This window comes from Marinicella marina (genome assembly GCF_030065545.1).
Taxonomy (GTDB): Bacteria; Pseudomonadota; Gammaproteobacteria; order Xanthomonadales; family Marinicellaceae; genus Marinicella; species Marinicella marina.
In genome coordinates this window covers 1-21506 of record NZ_JASJNC010000002.1, presented here as the reverse complement: position 1 = coordinate 21506, position 21506 = coordinate 1, and the positions used below count along the sequence as shown (strand labels likewise).

Below are 21506 nucleotides of genomic sequence, written 5' to 3'. Positions count from 1 at the left end.
ATCATCGTTGTCTGTTGATGCAGGTATTTGTTTTACGACCTTAGTCGAATACGAACGGACAGCCACCGTATTCGTTGATGCTGTCATCCCATCGCCTGACGTCATTGGCTCGGCGCCAACGGCTGTGGAAAAATTCCATCAAACAAGGCCCTTGACTCAACTCAACCATAAAAGTGTCACCTTCCTTAACCAAGTTATATTCAGGGTATTGCGCCGAGCGACCCCAGGTCAAGCCACCTTTGGATTGGGTATATGCCATCCAAAAAACCTCCACATCGGTGTTGGGCTGCCATGTTGGGGGAGTTTGTTCTGCTCGGTTTGTGCTTTGAGCCGAGCCAAAGTTGCTCACCGTAAGCAACAAAACGAAGACTGCTGCCAGTGTTTTTTGATGTAACATCATTGATTTTCCTGATTGAAGTACTGATAAGACCGCAGCATGCCGTTTTCAGTGCAAAAAATGTAAAGCAATTTGACGTGAAATCAAGCTTTGCTCAACTCAGAATGGGATTTCAGTACTTCATCACCGTCTTCTTGTTCTAACAAATAAGCCGGTTCGTCATCACTGGCATCGCGTGTCACTTCGGTGCCTTTGAGGGTCAAAGTGACGGCTTCACGGTAGACTTTTCGCACGTATCCGGTAGCAGTGCCATCGCCCCAGTTCCACTGGACTTTGCTGTTGGTTTGGTATGCTTCTTTCACTGTGTTTTCCTCACTAAAATAAATCTAAATCTGGTTGCTTAATCCAATTCCACCAACATCTCTAGCTCAGATGCAGTGTACTTGGTTTGTGCATAAATTGGCTTTTCTACCAAATGACGCAATCCTTCGATGGTTTTAAAAATAGATCGTTTGATCATTTGGTGGTTGATGCTCTTGATGGGTAACTCAGGATCAATATAGACTTCATAGCTGACCGCGGTCAAACTTTCACCAATCGGGTGCAAACGCCAAATCATACTCACATCTGTTAACCTGACATGATTCTCCTGAAAACCCGCATGATTTGGAATTGAAACCAAAACAATCACAAATGAACGGGTTTTGGGATCGAAACTGACGTCTGATTGCAGATAAAAATCACGGCTTTTAAACCACAACGGCGAATCAATTGAGGTGTGATAAATCCTTTGTTTGACATCAATCATCTCAACCATTTTATTCGTGATGCATTGATACACCCACTCTGGACAGGCTGCCGTGTCTTGTAATGCCGCCAAAATCGTGTCTACGTCTTTATTGATTTCGGTTTCGGCTTTGTGGTGTTTGAGTTTGTGCCCAGTTTTTTGTGTCGCAAAAATTTGTATCTGGTCTTTGTCTTTGACCAACTGCCAGTTTTCTTCAGCACCTGCCGCAGCCATCACCAAGCAAGCCAGCATCAATGTCATAATCAACTTCATCATACATACAGCATACTGCACCTGGCATCAATTATTCGTGCAACATTAAGACCACTATTCGTCCCAATTGAAAACATCTTCGATGCCCACCTGAAAAAACAGGGCAATTCTGAAAGCAGTCTCTAAAGATGGCGAATAGCGTCTTTGTTCAATCGCAGCGATGGTCTGTCGGGTAACACCCACCGCCTCACCCAATTCGGTCTGTGTGATGTTGCCCTTATGTTCACGCAAGGCGCGCACTTGATTGGCGATGGGGAATTTTTTGGCCATTATATGGCTCGCCGTTGGTAGTAAATTTGTAGCATGTATTCCAATATTTGCGCCACAATTAAACTACCAAAAACGCCGTAGAACAGCAGCTCACCATTGTAAAAAAATAAATACACCATCAGCGATGTAATCACCCCAAAACCAAGGACATTACTCGATAGGTAACCTGATTTATCGATGATTCTTTGTTCCCTTTCATCCGCTCTGGCGTTGGCCTCTTTGGGTGAAAAAATGGCTATGACTATATGACCCACTACCGCTATCAAAGTGAGCACAACCGTGAAAGCAACCAGAACCGGAATATGAAGCGGTACCAACTGACCCGCGGCTGAGGACATCACGTATACGAGGAATGCATAGAGCACAGTGGAAACCACTAAACCGACCACCATAACCCACGCAGATTTTTCTTGAAAAGACATTGAACACCCATAATGTTAAAAATAATTAACATCAATGATAGCCATAACCGTCACTCATGTCAAATATTTTTAACATGTTAGCAACGCTATTTTTAGGCTTTGGTTGGAACTAATTGGTAATTTTGGCCCTGATATATAAGCGAAAAGCCACATTCAACAAGCCTCGCCCTCACAATACAGCGCGACAAAAAGCTCGGAATAAATCACCCAACCGTGTTCCGTTCGGCGCCAAGCTGCGGTGTACTCTCCGCCATTTTCTAAGGGGCCACTCTCGGTGGTTCGAGTACCAACCCAAGTGCCATGTTCAATGGCCAGTGGATAGGCTTCACTGGTTTGAATCCCAGTGGGGTTGCGGGTGTATTTCACATCTGGGTATTGTTTAAAGTGCGCTGCAAAGCTGTTGATATGCGCATCCCTGGAGCGCTCAATGCTGCCATCGCTGATGGTAATGACGTAATCTTCAGCGAGAAATTTTTTCATTGCCATCAAATCATGTTCGGCTATTGCTTTATTAAAAGCTTTGCGAGCTGCATTGATGGTTTTGACATCTTTTGGACTGGCCGCTGCCATCACCACCACCGCGGTGGTTAACAAAAGCATGGTTGTAAGCAATCGTTTCATAGTAATCTCATTGTCCGCAATTTAACCGTAAGTAATTATTATCAATGCATAATCCATATTTAATCAAGGCAATTTATCAGTATTATGCCGTGAACCTAAGGCACATTAGGTATAATCTTAATCAGCCTGAAAGCGGACTATTGATATCGCAGCAGTAATTGATGACATGAAATCACAACAAAAAACCACATTCAATAAACACTCATACCTCAACGCCCAGCACATGATGGTGTTAATTTTAATGCTGTTCTTGTGCTTTGGTGCCATCGCCCAAGTAGATGATAGGCTGTTTGAACTCAGTATAACGTCAGAGGCGTTCCAAGACGGCATTGCGCCAGGAGAGACCGGAGAGATCAACATCAACATCACCAACCTTGGGCCAAACGCCATTACCATGGAAGATAACCTGTTTGTTATTCTTGGTTTCAACACCACATAAGACATTGATTTATTTTTCAACATCGCAAATAGCCCAACCAATGACCCCAATTGCCGCATCCTATTAAGTGGTGATCCTCGCCCGCCTGTGGATGACTATTTATTTTTCTACGGTTACCGCATCTCAGCAGACATTGAGATCAACGAAACTTACACTTGTACAGTAACGACTACATTTGAACAGAGCGGGTACCTTGAAACTGTTTTGAGAATTGTACAAATTAACAATGGCAATATTGAGTTCATCGATATCCCCTTCTATTTCAGAGGCCAAGTGCTGCCGGTGCCCTTAAGCATCAATTTCCTTCTGATACTGTGCTTACTGATCTCCACGGCGATTTACATCAAAGGTAAAAAGCGACTTCACTGAACGGGTGCGTCAGTTTTGTTCATTTCTTGTGGAATGACAAACACCACAAACAACAAAGTGAAAATCGGTACCAGCACCATCGGCACCATAAAATTAAACAAAGCCCAATAGCCTGAAACATCAGCTGCTTCATTGGCGACCCAAACCACCGCGCCCAATGGCCCCTCTGAAAACAGGCTGTTATGGGTGAAATTCCAACCAAAATGCAAGGCCACTGGCAGCCACAAGGAACCTGACTTGGCATATGACAAAGCCCAAGCGGCACCCATGATGCCGGTGCCAAAGAACACCACCAGCATCGGCATCAACTGTCCAAAAATACCATAAGAAAACCAATGATAAATTCCAAAAGCTGCGGCAGAAATCACCACCCCTGGATAGATTCCTAACCACCTGATCAGCAAATACAACAAAGCCCCGCGAAAAATCAGTTCTTCAGTCAGCACCGACTTCAGGTCCCAAAAGACCGCATCCAACAGCAGCGAAAAGGTAAAAGATGGATTCAATCGCCAAGTAAACTGACCCAGTTCGGCATCCAGCCACTGACTCAAAACACAGGTGGTCATGGCGAAAACAAACGACAATAAAACATACAAAAGACGCCGCTTATTCATGCCCAAACCCAGAGCAGTCAAGTGCCGTTGGGTGGTCACATGCAACAAACCCCAAGAAACCAACAGGATAACAACAATACCAAGCATCAGTGGTGGGTGTCAGGATTCAACGAAGGGTAGTTGCCGGAACAATCACCGGAACCTTCATAATCAGTGCCGTTCTCTCTGACCGCAGCGAATCGCTGGGTGTTGGCAGGCTTGGCTTGTTGCACCAGGTAGTCGCGGCTGGTGTAATAGACGCCATTTTTTGATAGACAAAAACTCACCAAAAACGCATCTTTTTGCAGTTCATTGTGTAATTGGGAGAGCACCGAAACATAGACCAAAAGCTCAATCTCATCACCTACTTTCAAGGGGCCTTTGTACACATCCAAGACCTCAGCTTTGACCCGATAAGGCCACCAACCAAAAGGAATGTGGTCATGAATGTCATCTTCAGTAGGTACTTTTTTAACGCTGCTACTTTTCAGCAAGGCCGAGTAAGCGGTATCGACGTAATTCGGCTCAACCCACATCGAATAGTTGTCATCGCTGGATGCTGTCGCTGCCATCGATTGACTGCCCACAAACAGAGCCAGCAGAACGCTTGAATTGATGAATGTGTTCAACCAATCACCACCGTTTATATGCCAGTTAATCATCATGGGTAAAAGAAATAATCAGCCAGCACAGTCACCTCACCACCCTTACTTTGGGCAGGAATAAAAACATACCCTGATGACACCTTCTTGTGTTTGGCTAAACGGCAGATGTAATTATCCGCCATGTCGTTGTATTCACATGATTGGGTGTGATCACTGTCGCGGTAAAATGCCAAGATGTCTGCCAGCGAAGCCGAGGAAATATACTCAAACTGACGCATCATCACCTCTGGATTGCTGCTGGGATCCGCTTCATTGAAATTCATCTTCAGCATTTGATACAGTGGAATTTCTAAGTCATCTGCTGCTTTGGCTGGGTTCAAGTTGAGGCCAAAAACCAAGACCAATAAAAGTTTATTCATGTGTCTAATTTATGACTCCAGTGAAAGTTTGTTGAGATTTACTGCCAAAATGAAACCAATGACTGATCTGAATCGCTTATTACAATCTGACTGTTCAAGTGCCAGCATAATACCTGCCATCAACCCTGCACCAACACCAAACTGACCCCGTTTGGGTCCTTTATCAATGCCTGGGTTGGCTGGTTTTTGTTGTTGTTAGACTGATTGAGCACTTGTCCGCCCAACGACACAACCTGTTTTAAGCTGTCTGCCAAATCGCCCACTGGCAGATACATCAACCACACTTCTGGCAGCTCGGCATTGACCCCTTTGGCGTGACATATCCCAGCAGCAGGCTGGCCGTTGCTGTTGAGCATGTTGTAATCAGCATAAGCATTGCCTGCATCTTTCATCGCGACTTCTTCGGCTTGCCAACCCACCACCGCGCAATAAAAATCACGGGTCTTTGTGGCATCAGTAACGGTTAAATCTAGCCACGCAATGTTGCCCATGTGGGCCAATTCTGCATCGCTTTTATCATCAAGCTTTGGCAACATCGCATCTGCCACCAGCGGAATCAGACCAAATGCCGCACCATTTGGATCCTCCATCACCGCCCATTGGCTCCGACCTGCCTCATCTTTGCCATGAACCAGTTCACGACCGCCCAATGCCAGCGCTTGAGTCACGCTGTGGCCAACGTCAGCCACTTGCATGTGTGGCATCCACTGCAATGGCAATTCACCATATTCTGGGCTTTGTTTACCCAATCCTATGATCGGTATACCCAAGGAATTCATTAAGTCGGATTGCCAAAAAGCCTTGTCGCCCGTGGTCAAAATCGCCGCATAGAACTGTTTCATTTGCGCATGCTTTGGCACCGCTATATCAGCACTCATAACCACCCCGATGCTCGCTTGAAATGGATTATTCATGACCATTCACCTCCAGTATTGATATCACTATAAAACTAAAACTCAAAAATTCTAATAAAACCATCAATGCCCTCATTGATGAACACCTTAACAAGGAACGGCAACAACAAGCCGATAATCAAACCCCAGAACAATGAAAAAAGATAGGGGTTTTCAGTTTTTTCTGAAGATGGCCACGCCGCATGCGAATAAAAGCCAATCATTAAAAGGATAACCAAAGCAAGTGCATAACCAATGTATGGAGAAAAATGTGCGCCCCAAAAAGCAGCAACTGCGACTAAAACAGTCAAAAGCAGCGACTTATTTTGCGGTTTTATCAGCGCCATATCATCTAACAAAAGCCTGTGGACCGGTTACTAAAAATGTCCCATCTGATTCATTGTCAACAATGCTTTTCATCACCGCAATATATTTTGCATCTTCTTGCCTCGGGCTAGTTCATCAACCAACTTATCTAAATACCGCACTTGTTGGGTCAGGGTGTTGGTGATCTCCTCTACCCGATAACCACAAATCAAGCCTTTGATGAGGTGGGCATTCGGATGGATGGTCGCTTGGGCAAAGAAGCTTTCAAAGCTCACACCCTCATCAATAAGCTGTTTGATTTGTTCATCATCAAAACCCGTCAACCAAGTAATCAATTGGTGTAAGTCAGCAACAGTTTTACCTTTCTTTTCAACTTTGGTCACATAATGCGGGTAAATGTCCGCAAACTTCATCTGTGCCATTCTGGCATCGTGGTGGCTGGTATCTGTCATGAAAACGCTCTGTTATGGATCATTACAGATTATAGCACCTGAAAATATGAGTCCAGGTCTGGTTAAACGGCCTCACCCACAAGCAAAGGCGGTTCTGCCTCAAAGGCTCAAGGACACAACAGATCAGTAAAAAACATCAAAATGTTAAAAATATGTTAATAAATGCTTGACTCTGAAAATCACAGGCGTAGAATGCGCAGCCATTATGAAATTGGGCAGTGCCCACCAACGAAACAAATAACAATGATGAATACACTTTATTTCAACATAAGAAAACAAAACAGCCACCCGAGTTGTGACTCGCGTGCGCTCATGACGTTGATATAATGCCCTTCAAAAATCTTGAAAGGCATTGATTGGCCTTTCAGGAATCTTTTACGTAAAGCCTGTCTGGTCATTCAGACAGGCTTTTTTTTGCCTGAAAAATTTTAACTGCTTGTTCTGATGATCATCAGTTAACCCCGAATCCAAATGACTTTGTGGTCCTGTCTCTGTATGGCAGGCCGGTGCAGCCAACTGTGTTGGTGTGTATACCAAGTGATTGGATACTTAGATAGCTCAGTTGGTAGAGCAGCAGACTTTGATTTTGCTTGTCGAAGGTTCAATTCCTTCTCTAAAGTTTTGATAGCTCAGATTGGTTAGAGCAACAAATTATTAATTTGTAGGTCGCAGGTTCGACTCCTGTTCAAAAACCCAGCCGCAAGGCACCAAGGCGAGAGCCCTATCTAATGAGAGACGCGTGACGTCTTTAAACATCACAGGTCAGTTTCAGTGAAGTGGGCGAGAAGCCCATTGCTACCGACATGTAGCAACGACAAGGCCGTCGACTCACAACGGCCTCCCAGGAAAGCTTGGCTTGTGCAGCATGTTTTCGCGCCATGGGTGCATTGGTCTGCTTTTCGAGCCCTTGGGTTCGGATTGAGAAACCAGGATTGAAGTCAGGATACAAACCTTTTAGGACGTATCGAACACACAAGGATTTGACTGACTTCATGATCTGGTGGAACCAGAACAACCCACCCTTGACCACTGGGCGGTCGTGAGACTGACTTTTATTTGATGAGCTCAGATTTGGGTAAATCAAAGCCAACGCAGGATGGCTTGCGTTGGTGCGGAAGGCGAGAGAGCGAAGCATGGCCGCTATCAGGATGGCTTGATGAGGCAGTTGGCAGGTGATGAGGAAGTAATTTTAAGCGTCCATTTGGACATGATATTAACAACAACAACGAGGTTTTAATGACTGAGTTTTACTAGCAGTGTGAAGTTATCAACTTGGGTTGGTGATAAGTAGCACAGGATATAAGAAAATGATTTTTAGAAAAAGAATAGTGATTGCTGATAACGAACGTGGTTTGTTATTTCGTGATCGTCAATTAACTGCCGTTTTAACTGCGGGTGTACACCAGTTTTGGGATTTCGGTAACCGCATCAAAGTGCGCTTATTTGATATCACCGCCACTGAGATCACCCAGAAAGACGTCAAAGTGTTGTTGAGAAACAAAACTAACTTGTGCGAACAATTCTACACAGTCATCAGCACCGACGAAAATGAGGTGGCTTTGATTTATGTAGATGGCCAATTCAATGACTTGATTAAACCTCAGTCTGAGAAGTGGTTTTGGAACACCGCGGCTCAAGTGGAAGTCAGACGCATCAATGTCACCGAGCAGATTGAAGTGTCTGCCAAAGACATGAAAGTGTTGGCCAAAGCAGCCAAAGCCTCGGTGTTGTCTGCAGGCTTGGTGATCAAAGAAGTGACCAACCAACAAGTGGGTTTGTTATTCATCGATGGTCAGTTGGTGCGTACTTTGAAGGCCGGTAAATACGGTTTTTGGAACTACAACCAATCAGTCAACTTGGAGGTCGTGGAGACCCGCGCCCAGACCATAGAAGTGGCCGGTCAAGAAATCTTGACCAAAGACAAAGTGAGCTTAAGGGTTAATTTGTCTGCCACTTTTAAAGTCAACGATGCAGTGGTGGCCTTGACTGAATTGTCGAACTACAAAGAATTCTTGTACAACGCGTTGCAGTTGGCTTTGAGAAAAGCCATCGGTACCAAAGTCTTGGACAACTTGATAGCCGACAAAGAAGCCATTGATACTTTTGTCCAAGGCTTCGTGGCCAAAAAAGTGGCTGGCTACGGTTTGACCTTGGTTGAAGTGGGTGTCAAAGACATCATCTTGCCTGGCGAGATGAAAACCATCTTGAACCAAGTGGTTGAAGCGGAAAAAGCCGCCAAAGCCAACATCATCAAACGCCGTGAAGAAACTGCTGCGACCCGTTCTTTGTTGAACACCGCAAAGTTGATGGATCAAAGCGACACTTTGAGACGTTTGAAAGAGTTGGAAACTTTGGAAAAAATCGCCGACAAAGTCGAAACCTTAACTGTTTTCGGCGGCATGGAAGGCGTTATCAAAGAAGGCATCAAATTAAATGTTTGATGCCTGAAGGGTAAAACAGACCCACAGTGTCTCTGATGCTGTGGGTTTTTTATTGGGGATTTAGAATGTTAGTCATTTGCAGGAAAGGTGCGCTCTTTTAGTTTATTAACTGAAGGAGATCACAATGAAAAGAGAAAATTGCCTTATCAAGGCGTATGGAAAGAACGATGCTGGCTGGGCAGATTTACCCCATAAAGTATCAGGCGTATTCGTGCGCCGAATTACTCTGGGTGAAGAATCTGGTTGTTCATTCTGTTTCCCACATGGTTATGAGACCTACAACTGGAGGTTCTATAAAAATCAGCGTTGTTGGAAAAAACAACGCCTAAAACAGTGGAAAAGCCGATGGTGATATTGTTATGAGGTCTATTCAAAGGAATGGAATTTACCAGTAGTATGTCGATTTTTGTTAGAAATCAAATGTATTGTAGAGGTGTATTCCTATCCTTTTCTTTTAATCTTTTATAAAAAAATGTCACTTGGGTGATGTGGCTTTCGTATAGCTGTATGAACTTTAATTATTTTAGGAAATACAGCATGAAAAAAATGATTTATATGGCCACTTTGATCTTGTTGGGTCAAGGGTTGAATGCACAAACGGTAGATTTTGCTACGGTAGGAAACGACAACAACTGTGATTTTCAAGTGGGTACATCACGCATACAGGATGCCATTGATTCTGGCTTGTATGATGAAATCAGAATCAGTACTGGTGAATACAGAGAAAACCTAATTCTGAACGACATCGATATGCGGCTGGTGGGTGGTTTTACAAATTGCACCGATGCAATGAACAACATTAAGACCATAAGTGCACTCAATAAGGTAACAGTCTCAAATTTAAGTACTGACAGAGGTGACCTATTGACAATTTTAGGTGACCAAAATGAGAATACAATTTATTTGGAAGACATGCGCTTTTTCAGAGGACGCCATGGCATCCGTGTTGCTGATGCTCAAGCTGATATTGAGCTCAACAGGGTAGACATTGTAAGGAACTTTCTGAACGGTGAATTCAATGATGGAGCAGGCATCGGTATTAAAGATGGTGATGTTTCATTGGTTGGTTTTGAAGTTTTGATTAATGACAATGATTCATCTGCTGCCAATGGTGGCGGACTGTCTTGTGAGGGAGCCAACAATTTTGTCTACTTTGATGGTTCAACTCTTATAACTAACAATAAGGCCAGCAATGATGGGGGAGGGATTGCCTTGTATGATCAGTGCTCAATGATTATGGATGGTGGGACGCTATCAAATATTCAAGGCAACAATGCCAGGAATGGCGGTGGTGTTTTTGTAAACAATGCATATTTTACCTACAATTCGACTGTTGATGGACCTGCGCGAATTAGATTGAACCAAGCTTCTAATGATGGTGGGGCAGTTTATGCCACTGGTGCACAAAGCATTGTTTTAATAGGAAGTGGGATTTTTGAATCTAACAGCGCCACAGTCGATGGTGGTGGTTTTTATGTTGATAACCTAGCTGGTATGAATGTCGGTTTTCAAGTTCGTAATGGCTCACTACTGCCCGTGAACTGTTATTGGAGTGGAGGTAAATGTACCAGCATTATCAATAATAATTCTACATTTGGTGGTGCAATTTATGCAGAAACCAATGGCTCCTTATCGGTTCAACATGCTTACGTCGAGGGTAACCGTGCTGATTTTGGTGTAGTAGGATATGCTTTTAATACAGGTAGTTTAGATATCATTGGTTCTTACATTACCGCAAATGGTAACAGCGGTTTGAATGCTGGTGGTATCTCAAGTTCAGATTTTCATTTATTTATTGGCAGCAATGGTGGCACAGTCAGCAACTTAACCGAAATTAATATAATGGAATCCACTATTGCTGACAATGCAGTTGTTGATGAGATTCTGATAAGTTTTCAGAGTGATTTAACGGTCCAGGCATCTATTATTGATGAAACCAATTTAAACACAATTTACGATGACTCCAGTGGCAGAACAGAGTCTTTTCAGTGTTTGGTAGTTCATGATGCGACTGGTTTAGTTAACACGAATAATGTAGTGGTTGCGAACCCAAGATTTTTAAACCGATCAAATGGAGACTATCATTTAGCAGCAGACTCACCCGCCATTGATCTGTGTGATCAGATATTTGATGTGTCATCAGTCCGTGACATTGATGGGGATTTGCGGAGTTTTGATGACCCAACTGCTGCTAACCAGGCTGGTTTTGCAGATGCTGGTGCGGACGAAAGTATCCTTAATGACATCATCTTTAAAGATGGTTTTGATTAAATAACTATGAATTTTACGGTCTTAATAAGTCAGGCGCTATTTTGAATTTTCAGTGCCGCTCTATTTAAAAACACTCAAAAAAATGTGAACTGGTTTTAAAGTTTTCCTATCGGACAACAAAAAAGCCAGTTCTATTAAATAAAATGAATGGGTAATTGTTACAATCAAGTAATGACTGACTCATCCATTACATATTTGCTTCATGATAAAAACCTAAACCATACGCAGCGAATAAACAAGGTGTACGCTGCCTGTTATGGTGAGGTGAAAGTCATGGCACGTCGAGTTTTAGGGCAGCTTCCTAACAATGAAACCATCACACCAACCGTTTTGATGCATGAATGTTATTTAAAAATATTAAAACAGGAAAGCCTTAACCAAAGTAAAACGTTCAAAAATTCAAAACATTTTATCTTTTCTTTAGCTAAAAGCATGCGCTGTTATTTAATAGATGTGTACCGGTCTAAGCAAAGGGCACCAAAGAAATACTACAATCAAATGACCCAGGAAATAGGTGATAAAGATGTTCATATCGAACTGATGGATTTGGAGTATATCTTTGATCGAATCGAAAAGTTTAATGCTGAATACGCCCAATTAATTGATTTAAAAGTTTTTGCTGGCTTAGAGGTTAAAGAAATTTCAGGGTTAATGCGTTGTTCAGAACGGCAGGTCATTCGAAAATGGAAAGTGGTTAAAGCACTCATTCAAGGTGTTCAGCAACAATCCAGTCTCAGTAGTATATAAGTACGCTAATCATTGATTTTATTTTCGATTTCAACTATTACTTCTGACATTTCCTGGTTCTTGTTGGTAGTGAAGTATGATTTAATTTCTGGCCACAACCCCCTCGCTTTTTCTTTTTGTTTTGCTTTAAGAAGTTGCTCAACCAGGAAAATTCGGTTTTGAAAGTCTTGTTGGCTATTTATTCCGAAAATTGTTTTTGTTTGATCAACCATTTCCTCAGATAAAGTGATGGCTTGTTGATGCTGATTCAATTCTGACAAGGAACTCGCAAAACTTTTTTTAAATGGTACTTGCCGTTGGTCGTTTTCGTTCAGAAGTTCTTTGTCATAAATTTCCTGAAATATAACTACAGCTTGCTGGTGCAAATTGGCAGCTTGATAAGTCTTGCCAAGTCCAAAAAGGTGGCTGAGAAACAGTGGGTTGGATTCACCGAGCTGTTCTCTCGCTGATTCCAATGATCTTAACTGAACCGATATGGCATCATCGTGTTGTTTGAGGTTTGAAAGTATTAACCCAAGTTGAGATTCAGCTGCGAAAGTATCACGGTGGGACTTTCCCACCAATTTTAATTGTGTTGAATAAACTGCCTCGATGATTTTTTTGGCTTCTTGGTAATTACCCAAACGATTCAACATATTTGCTAAATCTGTTTGTGCAACCAGATAGCTCTGGTTCTCAACCCCGAAATTAATCTGATAAATTCTTGAAGCTTCTTTTAAAAACATGGCGGCCTGTGCAAAATCACCACGCATCATTGACAAAGTCGCCCTGATTTGAGCCAAGTTTCCGATGTTGAAGTGGTCAGCATCATACAGGTTGGTAATTATTGTTTGCGCTTTCACTGCCAACGCATCGGCTTCCTCAATTTGACCGATTCCTCGATTCACATTGATCCGGTTCATTAAAATGTTGGTGTATAGGGGGTGTTTCTCTCCCAAAAACTTTTTTGTTTTTTGTTGTAACGGTATAAAAATATCTTGAGCCAACTCAAATTGCCCCAATGCGGTTAATAAAAACCCTTTCAGATAAAGTGTTTTTAAATACACTGAGTGACTCTCCGGAATAATGCCCTCTATTTCTATCAGGATTTCATTGACCTCTTTCAGAGCTTCAGGGGTTTTGGCATGCAAATCCAGTACCGTCGCATACTCCCTTCTGGCTTGTGCAAGACCGTATATGTCATCCATTTTTCGCCAAAACTTTATGGCCTCTAAGTATAGTTTTTCAGCATCGTTAAACTTTTTATCAGATGAAGCCAAAGTGGCTTTGGCTTGCAGAAGTAAGGCCTTGTTAATTGGTGATAAACCATCATTTTTTTCGATTCTTTCTGTCAAACTTGCAACTTTTTCTAACTGTTGTTCTGCCAGAAGGTTTTTTAACAAGGCTGTTTGAATGTTAACGTCATTGCTGTCAATGTTGTTGGCTTCTGATAACACTTTCACTGCTTTTGGATAATTGCCCAGATTACCGTAAGCAGTCCCAATGGATTGCAGTAACTCTGCCTTCAGCTCATCATCTGTATCAGGATGAATTTCTCTCAGGGCCACGTTGAGTAATTCAGTGGCGGTTACCTCCTCACCTTGCTTTACATCAGGATCGGTAACCGAGAAGGTGTTCAGCATAAAGTTTTTTACTTGATTGACTTTTTCAGCCTCCTTTTGGGTCTTTTGTACTTGCCACATCATCGCTGTCAACGCCAAAAACAGACTGATGAACAGCGTCAGTGTTGAGGCCATGACAGCTGGCCGACGCTGACTGAATTTTTTTAAACGGTAGCCCAATGAATCTGGGGTGGCTGATACGGTCTTTTTATCCAGCCAGGCACTCAAATCATCTACCAATGCTTGCATGGTTAAGTAGCGCCTTTTGGGATCATTCTGTAGCGCTTTGTTGATGATGTTTTTCAAATCAGAATTGAGATTAAGCCTTTTTAATAACTGACCGATATAGGCATCGTCAGTTTGACAACCTTTGATCATGCGATCTGTCGGCAGGGGTGGTTGTTTTGCCAGCAAACTGAGTAATACAGCGCCTAATGAAAACACGTCTGATTGGACGTTGATGGATTGATTATTGATTTGTTCTGGGGCTGCATATCCAGGAGTCAAAGCGATCAATGTTGTTGTGCCTTGTTCTGTGCCTTTATTGTCTAAGGATTGAGCGATGCCAAAGTCAACTACCTGTAAAACGCCATTGGCATCAATCAATAAATTACTGGGCTTAATATCTCTGTGAACAACCAAATGTCCGTGAGCATATGCCAAAGCTTCGCTGACGCATTGAATAAGCTTGACTATAGCTTGCGTTTTAAGTTTATTGGCTGCGACATATTGGTCAATCGTGCTGGCACTCTCAACATAATCCATCACCATAAATGGCAGACCGTTTTGGTCGACACTGCCATAATGCATTGAGATAATATTGGGGTGATTCAGTTTCGATAAAATAGCCTGTTCTGCTTTGAAGTGGTTGATGAGTTTATTTGAAGCTCGAATGTTATCAAATACTTTAACAGCCACTGGCTTTTGTTCATTGGCGTCACTTCTTTCTGCTAGGTAAACCGATGACATGCCACCCTTACCAATTTGTTCAGTAATGGTGTATTGATCTAAAATGTCACCTGCTCTGAGGGCCGGTATATTAATTTCATCATTGAACGGACTATCGAAAATCGACTCAGGTGCTAATAAATGAGTGACCAATTCATCGTTACTGAACATCTGCTCAACCAGCTTAAACACATCTATTTTTGTCTTTTCAGAAGTTGATTGTTTTAACTTTTGAATCTTTTCCAGTGCGTGTTTTTTATCTAGCTCAGACAACCCCATGTATATTTCACAAGCTTGTTGCCAAAGTTCAGAAGTCTGCATAGTGGTTTTTGTAATGATTTATTCTAAGATCAAAAGTATACACCAGATAAATACACAAGTTTTATGGTAAGCGTTGAGAACTGATTGTCCCGAATGGTATGACTCAAATTCTACAATTTCCAGACTAAATAAATTTCTTCCAATGTCTTTGGCTTTCATTGATAAAAAGAAATATTTGAAGAATAGTTATTCAACTATTTACGACCCACCACGAACTTTTAAAATATTTCTTGAAGATTTTAAGAAAACAATCACTTAATTAGTCATCTCAATATATTATGAAAACATGAAAAAATATCAATTTTTACATGTCTCTTTCATATGGCTTTTTGTTTTTTATTCAGCGCATGCTGCAGTGAGCGATTTCGAAATTTCCGTTGACCAAACTCAATTCAGTGATTTAAATCTTGGTGAAGTTGGTCAATTCAGCATAACTCTGACAAATCATGGTCCTGATGTAGGGGGCAATGGCAGGCCATTATCGGCGCTTGCATCGTCTGCAGTTTGAAACGATACCGGTGTTGCGTTAGATTTTTTTCAGAACACCAATATTGATCAAGCATGTGATTTTAGAATCAGTGTTGTAGATCCTCGCCCCCCAAACCCAGTAGCTTTTGGTTATCAGTTTTTCTATCCACCAATGGCGCCTGGAGAGTCAATTACCTGCTATGGCTTATTTTTAGTTAACTTTGAAACAGGTGTAAGAGAAGTCGAGTGGACTTCAACCTTTGGTTTATTTAGTATAAATAATGAAGATGTTGACCCAAACCCTGATAACAATGTATCAACCATGGTTTTCGGGATTGAGCCTACTGCAGTTCCAACGCTTTCTGTAACTGGGCTGATGGCTTTGTTGATATTGACTTTACTCTCATGTTTTTTGGTTCATGGCCGCAAAGCTTTATAAAACAGTGATTGTCACCTAAAATAATCAAACAAAATTCCAGCTGTTTTACAATGTATTGATGGCTCTTTTGATGTTCGATCTGGCATTGTCCTCAAACTTTTCTCGAAAATAAGCCAAGTGATAAATGTTTTTATGCTGCAGGAATGAGTTGAGCAACTGCTTTCTTTTTTTTTGGTAGATAAAATAAGGCACCCACCTGTATTCTTTGCGCACATGCTTTTCAAAGGCATCATAAACAGGCGGCGGTGTGCCAAGAATGGTCAGATCAATGTCTACCATCAACTGCGCATCATTATTATATGTCACATCAACATCGTGCACGGTGGCCATGATCAAGTCATAAACCCGCTGCGCATTGGATTCATCTGCACCGTTGGCCAGCATAAAATCTCGGGCCCATACCGCGCTGTCCAGCTCATTGCTTTTTGAAAACGGTTTATAAATGGCATCGTGAAACCAGATGGCCAGTTCTAACTCATTGGGTCGCTGGGCCAGTTCTTTCACCTCATCAAAGTGTTTCAACATGGCATCAATGTGCTTGGCGGTGTGATAGAAACGATGTTTTTCTGAATAAGCAGCATAGAGAATATCATAACAATCAAGTGAGGGCTCAAACCCCATGACACCCATAAGGGCTTTCCATCTGTCTTTATTCATCATGCGGTGGTTGGTGCATCATTTTTCTCAGGTCATTATTTTAATTGTTTTACAACCCATGCGCTTCAAGTAAACACAAAGCCGCTACCACTAAAAATGCGATCCAAGAGAGGTGCTTGCCTTTGGTAAAGTAAAAAGAAAGTACCGCACTTGCCAAAAACACTGCAGCAATGACTTGAAGCACAAAAGCAGTGTGTGAGGGTTGGTGCATGAGAATGGCGGCAAAGCCAAATGCCGCCACCGACATGATGTGCCAACAAAACCTCAGGGTGCCTTTGGTAAAAAAGTCACTGCCAAATAAATGCGGAACCTGCCCTCTTTTAAACAGACGAATCAAGATATAGCGCTCACCCAGATAACTGTGTGCAATCCCGATTAAGATAAGAATCACTGCGGCTGTTGATGTCATTTACTTTCTCCTGAAAGCGGGTCTTGGGTGTAATCAAATTTTACTGCGTTTGCTTATGTCGCCACAAAACAGAATAACGTGAGGTGGTTATCGACCAAAACTTATCAGCTGTTGAGTTCAGTAACATGCCAAAGTTCTCCGGATGGCCCCCACAAATAAATCACTTGACCCCAATGCTCCTGTTTAATGGCGCTGTGTCTGGCATCACTGTCGTTAATTTGTGACACCACTGCATAGGTTTCATTTATGTCAGAGACAATTAATTGAAACATCTGGTTTTTTGAAAATGCTTCATCGTAAAAATTTTTCTGCAAAAAGAAGGTACACCCATCCCTCTCAAACATCATCATGTCTTCGCCAGCAGGCTCGCCTCTAAAACCCAGCGCGCGGTAGAACGATACGGATTGTTCGTAATCTTTGCATGGAATAAAGGCGCGAATTTCATTGAATTTCATCAATCAGTCCCCGTTCTTAACCGTTGAATTCATCATCTATTGTGGCCTGTTTTGAGCATCATTTGAATACCTCATCCAGTCGATAGACCTCCCTGGACTGGCCTGCCGATAAACCCAGTGTTACCATTTTTTCAGCCACTTGATCACCTGATATGGGGCGGTACTTTTTCAGCCCTGGCAGTTTGCATACCACAGGCAGCACCCAACTGCCGACCGTTTCTGCCAAACGAAAGGATTCGCGTTCTCCGATGAGCAGTGAGGGTTGTAGGATGCTGATTCGCTTGAATGGCAATGATGAAATGGCATCTTCCAGTTCACCTTTCATCTTTAAGTACGGACTCTTGCTGTTCGCATTGGCGCCGCTGGATGAAACCAGTAGGTAATGATTGACCTGGTTGTCAGCAGCCATCTTGGCAACGATATACTGATAATCGAAATCAACAACCCTTTGTGCTGCAATCGAACCGGCTTGTTTCAGCGTTGTCCCCAAGCATGAAAAAAGCACATCGCCGTTGAAAAGATCGCGGTGTTTTTCTAACCCATCAAAGTCAACCACTGCATTGATGATCTTTTCAGACTCATATGCAACAGGCCGCCTGGTCACAGCAACCACTTTCTCAATGGTTGGTTCCTTGGCTAAGTGTTCGATGAGCTTGCTGCCAACCAATCCCGTGGCTCCCAAAACTATGGCTTTCTTCATGAGTTTATTCTACCTTTTTATGCGATTGATTTTAGCGTAATTAACAGGATCTGTTGCGACTGAGGTCAATGGCTTCAGACTAACCGCTTCACTCGAGATGTCAGCAGCCTTAATCTAAACCCTTTCCAGCATAGACATGGTATTCAGTATGCAGTGCGCAATAATTAATGGCCACAGGTTCCGTCCAAACGCCACATAACCAATGCCCATAGCCAGGCCAATCAAAGCCACAGTGATTGAACGTTCTGAAATATCATAAGAATGCCTGAAACCAAAAATCATGGCCTGAACCAGCACCGCCATGATGGTGGCAAACCATGTACTGGCCAGTGCTCTTTCTATCCAATTGATCAGAAACCCTCTGTCCAATATTTCTTCCAATGCCGACTGCAGCCATATGAAAGGAATAAGGGTTAAAAAAAGTGCCCAATTACCAGCTAGCTCACCGAACTTAGAAGCAGCATTTTCATTCGACAAATCAGGTGCGACCTGCAGACCCAGCTGGTCTTTTATCATTTGAAAAACCACGATTGAAATAATTGTGAAGGCAAAAATAAAAACAGTGGCAAACAATGCTTTTTTAAAATTTTCTGGCTTGCATAACCCTATTTCTCTCCAAGAAACCTGTCTCATTCGCATCAAAACTGCTGCAGTAAGCAAGGTTGTCAATGACCAAAAAAGGCCGTTGGTTATAAAATTAAACTGAGCAAAATACAGTTCCCGTACAAGAAACATAATCGCAATATAAATCACCAGATCTAGCAAGAAAACAAAAGCTGACGGGGTATTTTCTGGTGTTGATGTGCGTATATTTGAGTCCATTTATAAATCCTTTATAAAGCTAACGCGCCAATAATAGGCCAGCAATTTGTTTCGAGACCTGCGTTTAAAACGAGATTGATAACTCTTGTTTCCATAGTTTATCGAACTATTTTGGGAACAAAATTAACTGACTTGGTTTGTGTTTTGTTGGCTTTTCCCCAGTTCTTTTTTAAGAAACAGCTCTACTGGAATAAAAGCAAAAGGGATAAAAGCGGCCAATAAAACCAATAACCAAACAGTCACAGACCAGTTTTGTTTGTGTGAGACAAGCAAAGAAAGTATGAAATACAGCAGAAATATAGCACCATGACTCATACCCAAAACAAAAACATACTCTCTGCTGATCAAGCCCAGTGTCACAGACAGTATCAGTAGAAATGAAATGCCTTCCATTAAACTGACCATTCGAAAAATTTTTAACATTGAATGTATTCCTATTAATTGATTTACGACAGGTAACCCCTTCAAGTCAGCGATTTGTTAGGTTTGCTGCTACAAGTATCGATGCGTCACAACCGCAACAAAAGTACGATTAACAATGCAGATACGCAAGCGGCAATGACCGTTCTGATCAAGTTGGACCTATTCCAGCGCGACTCGAAGTCATTACGAGCTGTCTTTATATCAGATTCGCTTAACGCGTCAATATCTATTGTTTGTAATTTATTATTCAGCGGTAGATTAACAACAATGGTCGGAACTTGCACGCCAACAACGTACGCAATTGCAGCAAAAGCCAAAAGATACAAATCCAAGCCCTCTAGTCTTGTTGTCCCATAATATGCCGAAACTATTAATGCGATTGCTGAGCCCAGCCAAACCAACATAAACACCGGGTGATTATTCTGGATGATGCGATCTGTGACCTGAAAAGCCCTGATAAATGCCCTATCGCTCAAATGTTTGATCCCCGGCATCACCACTATCGCATACGCAAACAAAAAACCTGCTACCAAAGAACACAGAAAAGTGGATAAGATTAATGCTATTTGAAATAAATTCATAACTGAAACACCTCTTCTTTGTTGTGTGAACACCTTAAAACTAACACATATTTGCTGTGTCCTAGCCGGCTTGCCTGAAACTTGAACACTTTGTTAGCACTTTTATTTGCACGGTATTGAAAAATCAACATGGTAATGCTCATCATGCCGCACCCACGATCTCTTTTTTGAAAATTGAATATGCTCTTTCAAATAAGCACCATACTTTGTTTTAAACAAACTGGGCTGAAGCTTTGGATTGAAAATCACACGCCACAAATCATAACCCAGTTTTTTTGAGTTTTTATGAAGTAAAACGATGTGAGCAGCTAAGGCTTCGTAATCAATGACTAAACCATCGTAAACCCCAGCTTTATCAAACTCTATATCGTAACCCAAACGATTCAGAAGGTTTGTTCGGAGATGAACAGACTCACCTTTCTCATTAAGGACCGGCGTCATAAAATCCACCGATAGCCCGTTCATATGAGTTTTATGAGGTTTGAACTCACCACCTTCCCGTAAACCAGTCTCTGCGTACTTAAATACTTTGTCAGGTTGTTCTGTTTCTAAATCTTTATAGGAAGTAACAATTATATCTCTTACAACTGAATGAACATAGGTACGCCCAGCTATTCTTGCCATGGCACTGTAGCCTATGAAGTTTTTTCCTTCAGAAGGTAAGCGAACACCATTTTCAAGCCTACCACTTGAGGATGTTCCGAAGCAGGTACTCTCAATTGAGAATGAATCTACAGAAGCAAAGGTAAGTAAAATTAGAAATATAGTTCTCATTTTTCCTTGAGTGCTAACACCCAGCTCACCGAGCAAATTTCTGGTGTCGGCTTTGTACGTCATTTTGCACAAAAGTTTACAGCGGAAATTTGTCTGGTGCAACCGCTTGTTAAGTGTTGGCACTTGATATTGAACCATTTACTCAATCAACCACATACACATCGCCATTGATTAGAGGAGAGCGAATAAACAGCTCTCCTCTCATACCAGGTCAGTTCATTATTTTTTACCTCACAAGCCTATAATCCTTATTTAGTGATGAAACCAAATATCATTCAAAACCGTTGGCAAAAATCACATCAGATAAGTACGACTCATCAGCTCCCGCATCATAAGGGCCTGATACATCAGGAAAAGCAACGTCATCAAAACCCAGGAAATCACCCTCAAAGTCCACAGGCGACGAATTGAAATTCACTTCAGCACATAAATCAACCGCTGCTGATGGCTGTCCGATGCGGTAGTTTCCATTGGCAGGATCAATAAAATTCAATGCCAAACGGTTGGTGATGAAGCTTAGACCATTGGCCGATGACAAACTGTCAGTTTCATTGACCAGATTACAATCAAACTCTAAATTAACAGACGTGCCGTTCACATCAAATGATTCCATCACATCAACATCCTCCATGATGATGCTAT

At 42.1% G+C, this 21506-nt stretch carries 29 protein-coding genes and 1 tRNA gene; 7 read left to right on the top strand and 23 right to left on the bottom strand.

Going from position 1 to position 21506, the window contains the following annotated elements; all coding sequences use genetic code 11:
• Positions 1-40: 40 nt before the first annotated feature.
• From QNI24_RS02750 to QNI24_RS02725, 6 genes are all read right to left on the bottom strand, one after another.
• Positions 41-400, bottom strand: a complete 360-nt coding sequence (locus QNI24_RS02750) for a hypothetical protein (protein WP_267174752.1) — start codon at positions 398-400, stop codon at positions 41-43.
• Positions 401-480: 80 nt separating this feature from the next.
• Positions 481-699 (bottom strand): hypervirulence associated TUDOR domain-containing protein, encoded by a 219-nt coding sequence (locus QNI24_RS02745; protein WP_267174751.1) that lies wholly within the window; start codon positions 697-699, stop codon positions 481-483.
• A gap of 38 nt (positions 700-737) precedes the next feature.
• On the bottom strand, positions 738-1400 hold the full coding sequence (locus tag QNI24_RS02740; protein ID WP_267174750.1) for an START domain-containing protein: 663 nt from the start codon (positions 1398-1400) through the stop codon (positions 738-740).
• A 51-nt stretch (positions 1401-1451) separates the two neighbouring features.
• Positions 1452-1667, bottom strand: a complete 216-nt coding sequence (locus QNI24_RS02735; RefSeq protein ID WP_267174749.1) for a helix-turn-helix transcriptional regulator — start codon at positions 1665-1667, stop codon at positions 1452-1454.
• Positions 1667-2089, bottom strand: coding sequence for a hypothetical protein (locus tag QNI24_RS02730; protein WP_267174748.1), 423 nt, complete (start codon positions 2087-2089; stop codon positions 1667-1669). Before QNI24_RS02730 ends, QNI24_RS02735 begins: the two co-directional genes overlap by 1 nt.
• 153 nt (positions 2090-2242) lie before the next feature.
• On the bottom strand, positions 2243-2710 hold the full coding sequence (locus QNI24_RS02725) for a nuclear transport factor 2 family protein (RefSeq protein WP_267174747.1): 468 nt from the start codon (positions 2708-2710) through the stop codon (positions 2243-2245).
• Positions 2711-2876: 166 nt separating this feature from the next.
• Between QNI24_RS02725 and QNI24_RS02720 the strand changes: the two genes are divergently transcribed.
• Positions 2877-3149: a hypothetical protein gene (locus QNI24_RS02720; RefSeq protein WP_267174746.1), complete on the top strand. Its 273-nt coding sequence runs from the start codon at positions 2877-2879 to the stop codon at positions 3147-3149.
• Between the two features lie 362 nt (positions 3150-3511).
• Here QNI24_RS02720 and QNI24_RS02715 read toward each other — a convergent pair whose 3' ends face one another.
• The 6 genes from QNI24_RS02715 to QNI24_RS02690 all read right to left on the bottom strand — a co-directional run bounded on the left by QNI24_RS02715 (position 3512) and on the right by QNI24_RS02690 (position 6807).
• Complete coding sequence (locus QNI24_RS02715; RefSeq protein ID WP_267174745.1) at positions 3512-4219, bottom strand: CPBP family intramembrane glutamic endopeptidase; 708 nt, start codon at positions 4217-4219, stop codon at positions 3512-3514.
• Entirely contained in the window at positions 4219-4773 is a 555-nt protein-coding gene (locus QNI24_RS02710) for a hypothetical protein (protein ID WP_283708481.1), read from the bottom strand. The genes QNI24_RS02715 and QNI24_RS02710 overlap by 1 nt, the downstream gene beginning before the upstream one ends.
• The gene (locus tag QNI24_RS02705) at positions 4773-5135 is read right to left on the bottom strand and encodes a hypothetical protein (RefSeq protein WP_267174743.1); all 363 of its coding nucleotides are present in this window, start codon (positions 5133-5135) and stop codon (positions 4773-4775) included. Before QNI24_RS02705 ends, QNI24_RS02710 begins: the two co-directional genes overlap by 1 nt.
• A 119-nt stretch (positions 5136-5254) precedes the next feature.
• Positions 5255-6049: a VOC family protein gene (locus QNI24_RS02700; protein WP_267174742.1), complete on the bottom strand. Its 795-nt coding sequence runs from the start codon at positions 6047-6049 to the stop codon at positions 5255-5257.
• 35 nt (positions 6050-6084) lie between these two features.
• Positions 6085-6339 (bottom strand): hypothetical protein, encoded by a 255-nt coding sequence (locus QNI24_RS02695; RefSeq protein ID WP_267174741.1) that lies wholly within the window; start codon positions 6337-6339, stop codon positions 6085-6087.
• Positions 6340-6447: 108 nt separating this feature from the next.
• Entirely contained in the window at positions 6448-6807 is a 360-nt protein-coding gene (locus tag QNI24_RS02690) for a DUF2200 domain-containing protein (protein ID WP_267174740.1), read from the bottom strand.
• A 547-nt stretch (positions 6808-7354) separates the two neighbouring features.
• On the opposite strand from QNI24_RS02690, the gene QNI24_RS02685 reads away from it, so the two are divergent.
• A tRNA-Gln gene (locus QNI24_RS02685) sits at positions 7355-7428 on the top strand.
• A 127-nt stretch (positions 7429-7555) separates the two neighbouring features.
• On the opposite strand, the gene QNI24_RS02680 is transcribed toward QNI24_RS02685, so the two are convergent.
• Positions 7556-7801: a hypothetical protein gene (locus tag QNI24_RS02680; RefSeq protein ID WP_267174739.1), complete on the bottom strand. Its 246-nt coding sequence runs from the start codon at positions 7799-7801 to the stop codon at positions 7556-7558.
• Between the two features lie 313 nt (positions 7802-8114).
• On the opposite strand from QNI24_RS02680, the gene QNI24_RS02675 reads away from it, so the two are divergent.
• The 4 genes from QNI24_RS02675 (at position 8115) to QNI24_RS02660 (ending at position 12266) form a co-directional block, all read left to right on the top strand.
• Positions 8115-9248: a slipin family protein gene (locus QNI24_RS02675; RefSeq protein ID WP_267174738.1), complete on the top strand. Its 1134-nt coding sequence runs from the start codon at positions 8115-8117 to the stop codon at positions 9246-9248.
• 124 nt (positions 9249-9372) lie between these two features.
• Positions 9373-9600 carry a hypothetical protein gene (locus tag QNI24_RS02670; protein WP_267174737.1) on the top strand — a complete coding sequence of 76 codons (228 nt, stop codon included), beginning with the start codon at positions 9373-9375 and terminating at the stop codon, positions 9598-9600.
• 185 nt (positions 9601-9785) lie between these two features.
• A complete protein-coding gene (locus tag QNI24_RS02665; RefSeq protein WP_267174736.1) occupies positions 9786-11519 on the top strand; it encodes an autotransporter outer membrane beta-barrel domain-containing protein in 1734 nt (577 codons plus the stop codon).
• A 147-nt stretch (positions 11520-11666) separates the two neighbouring features.
• Positions 11667-12266, top strand: coding sequence for an ECF-type sigma factor (locus QNI24_RS02660; protein WP_347177851.1), 600 nt, complete (start codon positions 11667-11669; stop codon positions 12264-12266).
• A 5-nt stretch (positions 12267-12271) separates the two neighbouring features.
• Here the strand turns inward: QNI24_RS02660 and QNI24_RS02655 are convergent, their stop codons facing one another.
• Entirely contained in the window at positions 12272-15136 is a 2865-nt protein-coding gene (locus QNI24_RS02655) for a serine/threonine-protein kinase (protein ID WP_267174734.1), read from the bottom strand.
• A 286-nt stretch (positions 15137-15422) separates the two neighbouring features.
• Between QNI24_RS02655 and QNI24_RS02650 the strand changes: the two genes are divergently transcribed.
• Positions 15423-15644, top strand: coding sequence for a hypothetical protein (locus QNI24_RS02650; RefSeq protein ID WP_267174733.1), 222 nt, complete (start codon positions 15423-15425; stop codon positions 15642-15644).
• Between the two features lie 444 nt (positions 15645-16088).
• Here QNI24_RS02650 and QNI24_RS02645 read toward each other — a convergent pair whose 3' ends face one another.
• The 9 genes from QNI24_RS02645 to QNI24_RS02605 form a co-directional block, all read right to left on the bottom strand.
• A complete protein-coding gene (locus QNI24_RS02645) occupies positions 16089-16700 on the bottom strand; it encodes an HD domain-containing protein (protein ID WP_283708480.1) in 612 nt (203 codons plus the stop codon).
• A gap of 49 nt (positions 16701-16749) precedes the next feature.
• Entirely contained in the window at positions 16750-17109 is a 360-nt protein-coding gene (locus QNI24_RS02640; protein ID WP_267174731.1) for a hypothetical protein, read from the bottom strand.
• 104 nt (positions 17110-17213) lie between these two features.
• On the bottom strand, positions 17214-17564 hold the full coding sequence (locus QNI24_RS02635) for a VOC family protein (RefSeq protein WP_267174730.1): 351 nt from the start codon (positions 17562-17564) through the stop codon (positions 17214-17216).
• A 58-nt stretch (positions 17565-17622) separates the two neighbouring features.
• Entirely contained in the window at positions 17623-18264 is a 642-nt protein-coding gene (locus QNI24_RS02630) for an NAD(P)H-binding protein (protein ID WP_267174729.1), read from the bottom strand.
• 114 nt (positions 18265-18378) lie between these two features.
• The gene (locus QNI24_RS02625) at positions 18379-18780 is read right to left on the bottom strand and encodes a CPBP family intramembrane glutamic endopeptidase (protein WP_267174728.1); all 402 of its coding nucleotides are present in this window, start codon (positions 18778-18780) and stop codon (positions 18379-18381) included.
• 429 nt (positions 18781-19209) lie between these two features.
• Positions 19210-19509 (bottom strand): DUF3817 domain-containing protein, encoded by a 300-nt coding sequence (locus QNI24_RS02620; protein ID WP_267174727.1) that lies wholly within the window; start codon positions 19507-19509, stop codon positions 19210-19212.
• Positions 19510-19595: 86 nt separating this feature from the next.
• Positions 19596-20090 (bottom strand): anthrone oxygenase family protein, encoded by a 495-nt coding sequence (locus QNI24_RS02615; RefSeq protein WP_267174726.1) that lies wholly within the window; start codon positions 20088-20090, stop codon positions 19596-19598.
• Between the two features lie 102 nt (positions 20091-20192).
• Entirely contained in the window at positions 20193-20927 is a 735-nt protein-coding gene (locus tag QNI24_RS02610; RefSeq protein ID WP_267174725.1) for a penicillin-insensitive murein endopeptidase, read from the bottom strand.
• A gap of 208 nt (positions 20928-21135) precedes the next feature.
• On the bottom strand, positions 21136-21506 hold a 371-nt coding region (locus QNI24_RS02605; RefSeq protein ID WP_283708479.1), incomplete at its 5' end, for a hypothetical protein.

Excerpts from the sequence above, each read along its gene's own strand:
- QNI24_RS02750 (WP_267174752.1), bottom strand. The coding sequence starts at position 400 with ATGATGTTACATCAAAAAACACTGGCAGCAGTCTTCGTTTTGTTGCTT.
- QNI24_RS02725 (WP_267174747.1), bottom strand. The coding sequence starts at position 2,710 with ATGAAACGATTGCTTACAACCATGCTTTTGTTAACCACCGCGGTGGTG.
- QNI24_RS02640 (WP_267174731.1), bottom strand. The coding sequence starts at position 17,109 with ATGACATCAACAGCCGCAGTGATTCTTATCTTAATCGGGATTGCACAC.
- QNI24_RS02740 (WP_267174750.1), bottom strand. The coding sequence starts at position 1,400 with ATGATGAAGTTGATTATGACATTGATGCTGGCTTGCTTGGTGATGGCT.
- QNI24_RS02665 (WP_267174736.1), top strand. The coding sequence starts at position 9,786 with ATGAAAAAAATGATTTATATGGCCACTTTGATCTTGTTGGGTCAAGGG.
- QNI24_RS02700 (WP_267174742.1), bottom strand. The coding sequence starts at position 6,049 with ATGAATAATCCATTTCAAGCGAGCATCGGGGTGGTTATGAGTGCTGAT.
- QNI24_RS02630 (WP_267174729.1), bottom strand. The coding sequence starts at position 18,264 with ATGAAGAAAGCCATAGTTTTGGGAGCCACGGGATTGGTTGGCAGCAAG.
- QNI24_RS02730 (WP_267174748.1), bottom strand. The coding sequence starts at position 2,089 with ATGTCTTTTCAAGAAAAATCTGCGTGGGTTATGGTGGTCGGTTTAGTG.
- QNI24_RS02615 (WP_267174726.1), bottom strand. The coding sequence starts at position 20,090 with ATGAATTTATTTCAAATAGCATTAATCTTATCCACTTTTCTGTGTTCT.
- QNI24_RS02680 (WP_267174739.1), bottom strand. The coding sequence starts at position 7,801 with ATGAAGTCAGTCAAATCCTTGTGTGTTCGATACGTCCTAAAAGGTTTG.
- QNI24_RS02670 (WP_267174737.1), top strand. The coding sequence starts at position 9,373 with ATGAAAAGAGAAAATTGCCTTATCAAGGCGTATGGAAAGAACGATGCT.
- QNI24_RS02715 (WP_267174745.1), bottom strand. The coding sequence starts at position 4,219 with ATGCTTGGTATTGTTGTTATCCTGTTGGTTTCTTGGGGTTTGTTGCAT.
- QNI24_RS02610 (WP_267174725.1), bottom strand. The coding sequence starts at position 20,927 with ATGACGTACAAAGCCGACACCAGAAATTTGCTCGGTGAGCTGGGTGTT.
- QNI24_RS02735 (WP_267174749.1), bottom strand. The coding sequence starts at position 1,667 with ATGGCCAAAAAATTCCCCATCGCCAATCAAGTGCGCGCCTTGCGTGAA.
- QNI24_RS02710 (WP_283708481.1), bottom strand. The coding sequence starts at position 4,773 with ATGATTAACTGGCATATAAACGGTGGTGATTGGTTGAACACATTCATC.
- QNI24_RS02650 (WP_267174733.1), top strand. The coding sequence starts at position 15,423 with ATGAAAAAATATCAATTTTTACATGTCTCTTTCATATGGCTTTTTGTT.
- QNI24_RS02625 (WP_267174728.1), bottom strand. The coding sequence starts at position 18,780 with ATGATAAAAGACCAGCTGGGTCTGCAGGTCGCACCTGATTTGTCGAAT.
- QNI24_RS02690 (WP_267174740.1), bottom strand. The coding sequence starts at position 6,807 with ATGACAGATACCAGCCACCACGATGCCAGAATGGCACAGATGAAGTTT.
- QNI24_RS02660 (WP_347177851.1), top strand. The coding sequence starts at position 11,667 with ATGGGTAATTGTTACAATCAAGTAATGACTGACTCATCCATTACATAT.
- QNI24_RS02705 (WP_267174743.1), bottom strand. The coding sequence starts at position 5,135 with ATGAATAAACTTTTATTGGTCTTGGTTTTTGGCCTCAACTTGAACCCA.
- QNI24_RS02675 (WP_267174738.1), top strand. The coding sequence starts at position 8,115 with ATGATTTTTAGAAAAAGAATAGTGATTGCTGATAACGAACGTGGTTTG.
- QNI24_RS02720 (WP_267174746.1), top strand. The coding sequence starts at position 2,877 with ATGAAATCACAACAAAAAACCACATTCAATAAACACTCATACCTCAAC.
- QNI24_RS02635 (WP_267174730.1), bottom strand. The coding sequence starts at position 17,564 with ATGAAATTCAATGAAATTCGCGCCTTTATTCCATGCAAAGATTACGAA.
- QNI24_RS02655 (WP_267174734.1), bottom strand. The coding sequence starts at position 15,136 with ATGCAGACTTCTGAACTTTGGCAACAAGCTTGTGAAATATACATGGGG.
- QNI24_RS02645 (WP_283708480.1), bottom strand. The coding sequence starts at position 16,700 with ATGAATAAAGACAGATGGAAAGCCCTTATGGGTGTCATGGGGTTTGAG.
- QNI24_RS02620 (WP_267174727.1), bottom strand. The coding sequence starts at position 19,509 with ATGTTAAAAATTTTTCGAATGGTCAGTTTAATGGAAGGCATTTCATTT.